Genomic DNA, 8,933 nt, shown 5'->3' on the forward strand with positions numbered 1-8,933 from the left:
AATGAGCTCGTACACCACCATCGAGGGGCGTGCCGTCGCCGAGATCGAGGAGAAGAAAAGCCGTTTCATCGCCAGCCTGGCCCACGTGGAGACCGAGGAAGAGGCGCTGGCGTTCCTCGAGGAGATCCGTGCGGCGAACCGCATGGCGCGCCACAACGTGTACGCGTACATCCTGCGCTCGGGCGGCGCGGGCGCTGCAGGGCGCGTTCGCTATTCCGACGATGGCGAGCCTCAGAAAACCGCGGGCCTGCCTACCCTTGAGGTGCTGCAGCATGCGGGGCTGACCGATGTGGTGTGCGTGGTCACGCGCTATTTCGGTGGGGTGCTTCTGGGCACGGGCGGCCTGGTGCGCGCATATACGCAGTCGACCCAGGCGGGCATCGATGCCGCGCAGCTGGTGGTGGTGTCGCGCTGCGTTGACCTGCGCATCCGCATAGCGTATCCGCGTTACGAGCAGCTCATGCGCTTGGCGGAAGACCACGGCGCCAAGGTGCTGTCCACCGACTTCGCCGATGCGGTCACCATGAACCTGCGCATGCTCGACGGTACGCAGCAGCCCCTGCTCGATGCTCTGACGGCGCTGGAGCGCGGCCAAGAGGACGTAGAGGTAAGCGACCCCATCGACGCAGCGTTTTAGGACGTGTACTGATCCATGAAGTCCAGGATTTCCTGGCGGGAGTGCAGACCTGTTTTCGCGTAGATGCGCTTGATGTGGGCGTGCGCGGTGCTGGGGCTGATGTAAAGCTCCTCGGCGACGCGCTTCTGCGTCCAACCCAGCGCGTAAAACGCAAGCACCTCTACCTCGCGATCGGAGAGCAGGAACTGCTTGCCCATCTGTTCGGCGTTGCTTCGCATGGTGGCCTTGCGGATGTCGGCTATAGAATCGCCCTCGTCAAGGCCCATCAGGCGCACGAGCCTCATCCCGTGCACGGAATCGGGCTGCGCGGCACTGCTTTCGTCCGCTGTTTCATCCGGTTCCGTGTTCTCGACAGGCGTTATCCCCGCGCATTGCAGGGGGCTTGCGGTGCCGGCGCCCACGGGCGTCGTATTCGCGCATGCGGCGCATTCGCTGTACCCGCCTGCGTTGTCTTTCAGAATCGTGAGCGCCTCAACGTTTGCTTGCGCCCGTGCCAGCTGCTTCTCCAGGCGCTCCATGCGGCGCACGTGCAAATCATGGCGCTCGTCGGCTTCCATCTGGGAAACCTTGAGGAACTGCCCGAGCGCGACCTGCGTCGAGATCACCACGCAGGTGCCCATGACGGCGTTGATGAGCAGGTCGTTTGAGGAAAGCGATTGCACGTTGATCAGCGTGACGCGCGCGATGGCACGGCAGCCGAGCCATACGATCCAGCCGCCCAGGGCGTAGTAGTACGGGTCGCGCCAGCCGAAGCTCATGAACGCGATGATGATGTACCAGGTAAACGCCACCAGCAGCGCGTTGAGCGTGGTGGTGAACACCGCGCCGATGTCCGGCATGCCGGGGAAGGCCGCGTACAGCACCAGCGCGGCGCACGCGAACAGCTCCAAGAGGATGAACATGCCCACGGTCATCACGCTTTTGCGCTTGCGCATCATCATGGAGATGATGATGCAGCAAATGGCTATGGTGAGCAGGCCATATGCAACACGGGTGACGGGATGGAACGCGATGGGCGTGCCATCGGGGTAGCCGCGCAAAAAGCCGTCTACGATGGAGAGCACGCCGATGCTCGTGGCCGTTGCCGTGAGGAAGCGCTTGCTCGACAGCAGCGTGGTGGCGAAGCCGAAGAAGTCGTCGTTGGGCGTGAACGACTCGATATCGTTCGCCAGCTTGTTCTTGCGTGCGCTTAGCATGCAGGGGAACTGCAGAAGCGTGAGCGCGGCGGCGAGGTAGAAGCCGTACGTGCCGATAAGCGAGCAGATGTAGATTTCCACCTCGCTGATGGCAAGGGCGCTGAACACGTACAACACGGCGGTGGTGCTGCCGCATCCGCGGGCGCGGCGCAGCCAGTAGAAGATAGCGAACGACCCGAAGAGCGTGACGGCGACGCAAAGCCAGTAGTGCACGTTCGGCGAGAAGGCTCCTGCAAGGTGGACCAGGGGCAAGGCGAGGACGCATGCCGTTTCCAGTACGATGCACGTGCGCATGATGCGGTTGGTGGTGCGTTTCTTCAGGCGGATCTTCCGCGTTCCGATGACCGGCAGGATAACGGCCATGATGGAAAGCGCCACAAGCATGGCGCCATCGGTGAATATGCCCTCGTCGGTGTGGGTGTAGCTGCCGTAGCCGGCGACGATGAGGCCGGCGCGCGCGAAGCACAGGCCCAGGATAGAGGGGACGAGCGGGATGTACAGGCTGAGCAATTTCATGCCGGTTGGCATGGGGTGGGCAGCGTCATCGGGCACAAGGTGATTCGTGCGCGTTCGAGCGCTCGGCTTCGCACCGGCGGCGCTTGAGGCGCTTGCCGGTTGTCCCGAGGCCGATATCCCTCCCTGCCCTTGTACGCGCTGAGCGATCGAATCGCCCGCTTCGTTGATCCTCACTGATCCTCCTGGTGTATGCGGCGCGTTTTGCCAGGTGACCGACCCTCTCCCCAAAAAGCCGGCTTACTTATCCGCAAATTCCCTCAAAGAGGGTATGCGCGAAACGCCATGTTCGCCATCATACCATATGGGAAATAATGCATCGTAACAGCAACGTTAACAGTAGGGGGTATCGAAATGGCGAACGAGCAGGAAATCACGTTCGATGAGCCGGATGAGGGCCGTGATATCTATCACGAGCCGGACGACCGCGCGCTCATCCGCACGAAGGACGTGTATCAGACCGAGCTGGACAACGGTGTGGAAGGCTACTCGGAAACGATGCTCGCCATCGTGGCGAACTTCAAGAACGCGGGCAAGCCCGAAGGCTTCAACGTGCAGAGCATGGTGGGCAAGTCCAAGCGCGGCGAAGTGGCGCTGCGCCTGTTCGCGGTGGTCGACGACTCCGTTGCCGACCCGGTGTTCGTGAAGGTGGGCTTCAAGAGCCGCGGATGCCTGGCCATGACCGGCTGCGCAAGCGCCATCTGCTCCATGATCGAGGGAAAGACGTTCTCGCAGGCGCTCGAGCTGACGCCTAAAGATGTGGAAGCCGCGGTCGACGGTGTGCCGAAGGGCAAGGGGCATACCACCTTGTTCGCCATCGAGGCCGTGCGCGGCCTGGTGGGCGACTGGATGTACCGTTGCGGCATGTCGCTGGCGGAGATGGACGAGAAGCTGCCGTGCGACGAGATGTCGGTGGCATGCCTGATGTGCGAGCATTGCAGCCTGCGCGACACACGCGTTGAGATGAGGGTTAACGAGGCAATCGCGAAGCAGAAGGCCGGCGAGGCGAAATGAGCGAGCAGATGAAGACCGCCGAAGAGGCTGTGGGCCAGGATATCGTTTCAGAAGCCGTGGAATCGGATGCGGGGGAGACGGCTGCCGAGCAGGGTGCCGCAAGCGCCGCTGATGCGGAAGCCGCCGCAGCCGACGTCGACGAGGCGCCCGATGGGGAAGCGGCCGACGAGCCCACGGAGGAGGAGCTTGCGGCGGCGCGCGAGCTGGCGGAGAACAACGCGCTCGCCGACGTGTTCGACGACGTGCGCAAGCAGTCGGCTGACAGCCATCTGGTCACGCCCGAGCGCTGGCCCGAGATCGGCCTGGTGCCTGACCATATGACGGCCGAGGACTTCGAGATGTTCGTGTACGAATGGCTCGAGGATTACCAGGCGGAGCACAAGGACGAGATCGAGGCGGAACGCGCCGCCGAGCGCGAGAAGGCTGCCGCGGTGCGTTCGGCCACCCGAGCGGTGGGAGTGCCTCCGAAAATCCCGAACCGCCGCTTGGCGCAGATCGAGGCCGACAACGAGGAGAAGGCGGCCGAGGCCGCCGATAAGGCGCCGGAAGCCGCTGACCAGGGCCTCGCCGAAGTTGGACCCGCCACGGCCGATGCCTCCACGCAGTCCGGCAACGTCGCGCAAGCCGCCGTCGCCGCCGTCGCTGCAGCGCCCGCAGCCTCCGAGCCCGCCCCGGTTTCTCCCGACGAAGCAGAAGCCAACGACGAGCAACCCGTCGAGGACGATAGGAGCCCCTTCGCCGGCCTGCGCATTCCCGAAGGCTATCGCCTCGAGCAGATCGAGGGCGAATGGGTGCTCGTGGAGGACGAGAACGCGGTGCCCGTGCGCAAGGAGATCAAGTGCAACCGCATCAAGGTGCTCATGGGCATGCACAGCTACTATCTGTATGACGAGACGCTCATGACCGCCAGCTATGCGCGCTGGGCGTTCCTTGCCGCCGAGGACAACCCGGTGGTCACGTTCGTCGAGTGCGTGCGCGAGGATTCGCGCGTGTACCCGCGTCCTTATGCCGCCGAGTGCCTGAAGAACCCGCCCTTCCGCATGACCGACGAGCAGATCGAGGAAACGTGGCAGGCTGTGCGCGATTCCGGCAACTATCCGGACATCGAGCGCACCGAGGCGTCCAACGGCGATGTGTACTACTATTCCACGCAGTATCTCGAGTCCGGCTATGCGGCATCGTTGGCCGAATACGACGCGGTGGAGCGTCCCGCTGACGTGTAGAGCCTGATGAGGGCCTAACGCGCAGCAGCCATACATAACGCAATGCGCCCCGAGCGGTTTCGCCCGGGGCGCATTTTTTCGCTAGCCCTAGAACGCAAAAAACGCCCCCCGCTGTCTGCGCAACGGGGGGCGTATGCGATTCAGGCTTGCTTTGCCGGTCTAGCTTGCCAGCTTAGCGTTTACGGCAGCAGGTTCAGGCTCTGCAGCTCGGCCTTGACGTCGTCCATGCCGTAGTAGTCCAGGCAGTCGGCCGTCGGGCAGCCCTTCTCGGAATCCCAGCCAAACTTCTCGTACAGCATGGTCAGGCCCTTCTGGAAGTCTTCCTTCTCCATCTTGTCGGTGCCCTTGGTGAACGGCTCCTTGTCCGGGTCCTTCGTGAACGGCCACTGGGTGATGACGTCGTGGATGGTGCGGCAGTCGTTGCAGCCGATCTTGCCGTCCTTGTCGGTCATGCCGCGCACAGTGTTGGCGCGCTGCAGCGTCATGATCTTAGCGGCGCGCTTGTACAGCTCGTCGGTGGTGACGTCCTCGCCGGTGACGGCCTTGTAGAACTTGGCCTCCAGGTCGAGGTCGCCGCGGTAGTTGCGGCTCTTCGACGGGGACTGGGCCATCGGCCACACCCAGTTGCACAGCGTCAACGAGTCATGCAGCACGTCGGTGACGATGGACCACCAGCAGAAGTTCGCCTTGTGCTCGTTCATCGGCTTGTAGTCCTTGGCGTCGTCCAGAGCGTCCTCGCCGCCCCACAGCTCGGCAGCGATCTGCTGCTTCAGCTCATGCGGAAGGCCGCACTGCAGCATGTTCTGATGCGAGTGGATCATGGGGTCGCGGTTGAACACCATGTTCAGCAGGCCGCCGACCTGGCCGTAGGACTCGATTGCGTGGTGCACCGGCCAGCCGCGGTAGTTGATTAGGCAGCTAGCGGTGGTGTCGAACCACTCCATGTCGTCCCAGCGCGGGCACCACACGAGCGGGCCGTGGCCAAGGTAGGACATCTCGTTGTCGTTCTGGGCGATGTGCTTGAGCAGCTCGACCATGATGGTCGGGTCGTTCTTCTCGAACTTCTCCCAGTCGAACATGTTGTACTCGGCCTCGGGCAGCACCTTCTTGAAGATGCCCTTTGCCACGCAGTGGGCGATGTCGCGGTAGATCTGAGCGTAGTTGCACCACATGCCCAGGTCGTCCATCGTGCCGCCGACAACCTGGTCCCAGATCAGGCCGTCCTCGGTGGAAGCCTTGACGGGGGTGTGGTCGCCCAGGATCTTCACCATGTAGATGGAGAACGGGAAGTTCGGCACGCAGGTGTTGCCGGTGATCTCGAAGCCGCCGTTCTTCTTAGCGTTCGGCACGCGCATGTCGGAGTAGCAGTGGATCGGGCAGCTGTGGCAGCCGTTCATCTTGATGGTGTACTTCTCGGCCTCGGGACCCTCGTCCTTGGTGGTCTTCATGCAGCGGTAGCCGACGGTGTTGATCTCGCCAGGCTTCGGCTCGCCGGTCTCGATCGGCTCGCCCTCGGCGTCGGCCCAGTACAGGCCCTTCTTGGCGGTCCAACGGGTGCCCTTGTCGTAGTACTCGGCCCATTCCTGCTGGGTGGACGGCACGACATGGTTGTTGTTGGAGCCGACGATCTCGCGCAGCATGTAGTCGGACAGCTCGGCCAGGGCCTTCGGGTCCTTGACGTTCACGCTGCCGTTGCCCTCGACGACCAGGGCCTTGAGCTTTTTGGAGCCCATGATGCAGCCCAAGCCGGCGCCGGCGGAGTGGTTACGGGAGTTCATCATGACGGCGTAGGGCAGCAGGTTCTCGCCGGCAGGGCCGATGGTGGCCACGCAGGCGCGGTTGCCCTCGAGGCGGTTCAGGGCCTCGGTGGTGGAACGGGTGCCCATGCCCCAGACGAAGGAGGCATCCTTGATCTCGACCTGATCATCCTTGATGTGCAGGTACACCGGCTTGTCGGACTTGCCCTCGACGATGATGGCATCGTAGCCGGCCAGCTTGATGCGGGCGCCGATCATGCCGCCGCAGTGGGCGTCGACGACCAGATGGTCCTTGCTGAACGTGGACAGGAAGCTGATGGTGGTACGGCCAGCAAGCGGCACGCCGGAGGCGGTCAGCGGGCCGACGGCGTAGACGATCTTGGATTCCTCGGACAGAGGATCGGTACCAGCGGGCACCTCGTCGTACATGATCTTGTTAGCAAGGCCCATGCCGCCGATGTATTCCTTATAAGGTGCGGTGGACTCGGTGGTGATGCTGCCCGTCGTCAGATTGACGCGCAGGATCTTGCCGGCCCAGCCGTATGACTTCTCGTCAGCCATGTTGCATCTCCAAATCTCTTCTCGATACATGCGTTGCGTGACATGTCGGGCGATTCGGGTGCAGACGACAATTCGTCACTGGGCAGTGTTGCGCACCTTGTGAAACGGGCATCCCCTCTTTGAGGGTAATTTATGGAAATGGCCTGGTAAACGGCGAACGGAAGCGAATTTTCGGCGAATGAGGGGATAAAAGCGGCGGCATTGACCCCCAAAGAGGGGATACCGAAAAACTGATGAGCCGCATACTACTTACTGTTGCGTGACCCGGAAAGGGCGAAGAGTGTGCGCCGGAAATCAGAAGGGACGAGGCGGACGAGGCCTCGGCTGAGGGAGGAACCGGCGCAAGGTAGCGACTCACCAATATATGTGAGGGGGAGTACTGAGAATGTCAGATACGAATACAAGCGGCAGCGCCCCGGTCAAGAAGAACATCACCCGCCGCGACGTGCTGGCCATGGCCGGCTGCGGCGTTGCAGGCCTGGTCGTCGGCGGCGCGCTGGCCAGCTGGGGCGTCACCCAGGAGTCCATCGCGTCCGGCCGCATCGAGCTGCGCACCACGCCCACCAAGATGATCGTCACCGACCGCGCCCGCTGCTCGGGCTGCCAGCGCTGCGAGATGATGTGCACGCTGAAGAACGACGGCCGCGTGTGCCAGCACATCGCCCGCGTGCGTGTGTGGGATAACTATTATTGGGGCACTTCCGCCGACACCGGCGAGGGCTCCTTCGGTGAGGGCAAGCACGGCGCTTGCGAGTTCACCGTCGAGCACTGCAAGCAGTGCGCCGACCCGCAGTGCGTGAAGTACTGCCCGGTCCACGCCATCTACGCCGACGAGAAGACCGGCGCCCGCACGGTCGACACCAAGAAGTGCATCGGCTGCGGCATGTGCAGCCAGGCGTGCCCCTGGAACATGCCCCGCGTCGACACCGAGACCGGCGTGTCCACGAAGTGCATCTCCTGCGGCCGCTGCGCCGAGCAGTGCCCCAACGGCGCCATCCAGTTCATCGATTGGCAGGATATCGCGCAGAAGATCATCGACGAGGGCATCGTTCGCACGACGACCGCGGTCACCGCGTAATCGTTTCGGGGCGATACACCCCGCATGATGCGAACGCCCGCGCGGCAAGCGCGGGATGTGCAAGGTTGCATACCTTATAACCGCGACCAAGGAAAGGAGTGAGCGCGAGATGATGGACGACGCAGCGGTGTTCTCGGTGCTTTCGAAGTGCTTCGGTTCCGTTGAGAAGGACGAATGGAGGCGCCTGACGCGCAGCGCGACCTGGGCCGAGTTCACGGACGGCGTTCGCCGTCTTCTGCAAGACGATACGCGTTTCGGCAAGCAGGCAAGCCCCATCGAGCGCATGCATGTGCGCGTGCCCATGCAGGAATTCCTTTCCAGCAACGAGGTGGACGAGCTGTTCTGCCCTCCGCTTTTCGACGAGAAGCAGGGTTTTGCGGCGCGTCACTTCACCGGCGGGCTTCCCCAGTCGGCGATTCCCGTGGAGTCGCTGTACACGGATTGGAACACCCCCGGCAACGTGAATCCGCTTATCGGCAAGCAGAAGGGCCTGTACCTGGGCGCTTCGGCGCGCTACATGCGGGCGTTGATCGAGCAGCTGGGCCTTGAGGTGCCGGCGGAATACGCCGACTGCCCCGATCACCTGGCGTTGGAGCTCGATCTGGTGGCAGTTCTGCTGCGAAGCGGCATGGACGCCGAAGCTCGACGGTTCGTGGCCGAGCGCTTCGATTGGCTGACCGACTACCGGTTGAAGCTGCTCAAGCTTGACGATGACGCGCGGTTCTACATCAGCCTGGTCGACGTGATCTTGGGCATCTGCGCGGAACAGCGCGCGGAGTCCGAGTTCGGCCAGACGGCTTGATGGCGGTTCGCATCATGGATGAAACGATGACGCAGGATGCATATAGAGAGGAATCAGCAATGTCAGAAAACGCTATTACCAGGCGAAGCTTTCTGGCCGGCAGCGCCGGGGTCGCAGCAGTAGCGGCCGGCGCGGGCTTCATGAGCTTCGGC

At 63.0% G+C, this 8,933-nt stretch carries 8 protein-coding genes; 6 read left to right on the forward strand and 2 right to left on the reverse strand.

The window, feature by feature from the left end:
- Position 1 precedes the first annotated feature (1 nt).
- Positions 2–637 carry a YigZ family protein gene (locus tag Q0D52_RS07275; protein ID WP_294381399.1) on the forward strand — a complete coding sequence of 212 codons (636 nt, stop codon included), beginning with the start codon at positions 2–4 and terminating at the stop codon, positions 635–637.
- Here Q0D52_RS07275 and Q0D52_RS07280 read toward each other — a convergent pair.
- Positions 634–2,523: a LuxR C-terminal-related transcriptional regulator gene (locus tag Q0D52_RS07280; RefSeq protein ID WP_294381402.1), complete on the reverse strand. Its 1,890-nt coding sequence runs from the start codon at positions 2,521–2,523 to the stop codon at positions 634–636. The two genes, Q0D52_RS07275 and Q0D52_RS07280, sit on opposite strands and share 4 nt — an antisense overlap.
- Before the next feature lie 177 nt (positions 2,524–2,700).
- Between Q0D52_RS07280 and Q0D52_RS07285 the strand changes: the two genes are divergently transcribed.
- Both Q0D52_RS07285 and Q0D52_RS07290 read left to right on the forward strand, forming a co-directional pair.
- A complete protein-coding gene (locus tag Q0D52_RS07285; RefSeq protein WP_294381405.1) occupies positions 2,701–3,360 on the forward strand; it encodes an iron-sulfur cluster assembly scaffold protein in 660 nt (219 codons plus the stop codon).
- Positions 3,357–4,583, forward strand: coding sequence for a hypothetical protein (locus tag Q0D52_RS07290; RefSeq protein WP_294381407.1), 1,227 nt, complete (start codon positions 3,357–3,359; stop codon positions 4,581–4,583). The genes Q0D52_RS07285 and Q0D52_RS07290 overlap by 4 nt, the downstream gene beginning before the upstream one ends.
- A gap of 179 nt (positions 4,584–4,762) precedes the next feature.
- Here the strand turns inward: Q0D52_RS07290 and Q0D52_RS07295 are convergent, their stop codons facing one another.
- On the reverse strand, positions 4,763–6,901 hold the full coding sequence (locus tag Q0D52_RS07295) for an aldehyde ferredoxin oxidoreductase (RefSeq protein WP_294381411.1): 2,139 nt from the start codon (positions 6,899–6,901) through the stop codon (positions 4,763–4,765).
- Between the two features lie 385 nt (positions 6,902–7,286).
- Between Q0D52_RS07295 and Q0D52_RS07300 the strand changes: the two genes are divergently transcribed.
- The 3 genes from Q0D52_RS07300 to Q0D52_RS10115 all read left to right on the forward strand — a co-directional run.
- Positions 7,287–7,979: a ferredoxin-like protein gene (locus Q0D52_RS07300; protein WP_294381414.1), complete on the forward strand. Its 693-nt coding sequence runs from the start codon at positions 7,287–7,289 to the stop codon at positions 7,977–7,979.
- Between the two features lie 109 nt (positions 7,980–8,088).
- A complete protein-coding gene (locus Q0D52_RS07305) occupies positions 8,089–8,781 on the forward strand; it encodes a molecular chaperone TorD family protein (protein WP_294381417.1) in 693 nt (230 codons plus the stop codon).
- A 59-nt stretch (positions 8,782–8,840) separates the two neighbouring features.
- Positions 8,841–8,933: twin-arginine translocation signal domain-containing protein (locus tag Q0D52_RS10115; protein ID WP_366930334.1), on the forward strand; the 93-nt coding region annotated here is incomplete at its 3' end.

Origin of the sequence: uncultured Senegalimassilia sp., from assembly GCF_934630535.1 — a bacterium.
GTDB lineage: Bacteria > Actinomycetota > Coriobacteriia > Coriobacteriales > Eggerthellaceae > Senegalimassilia.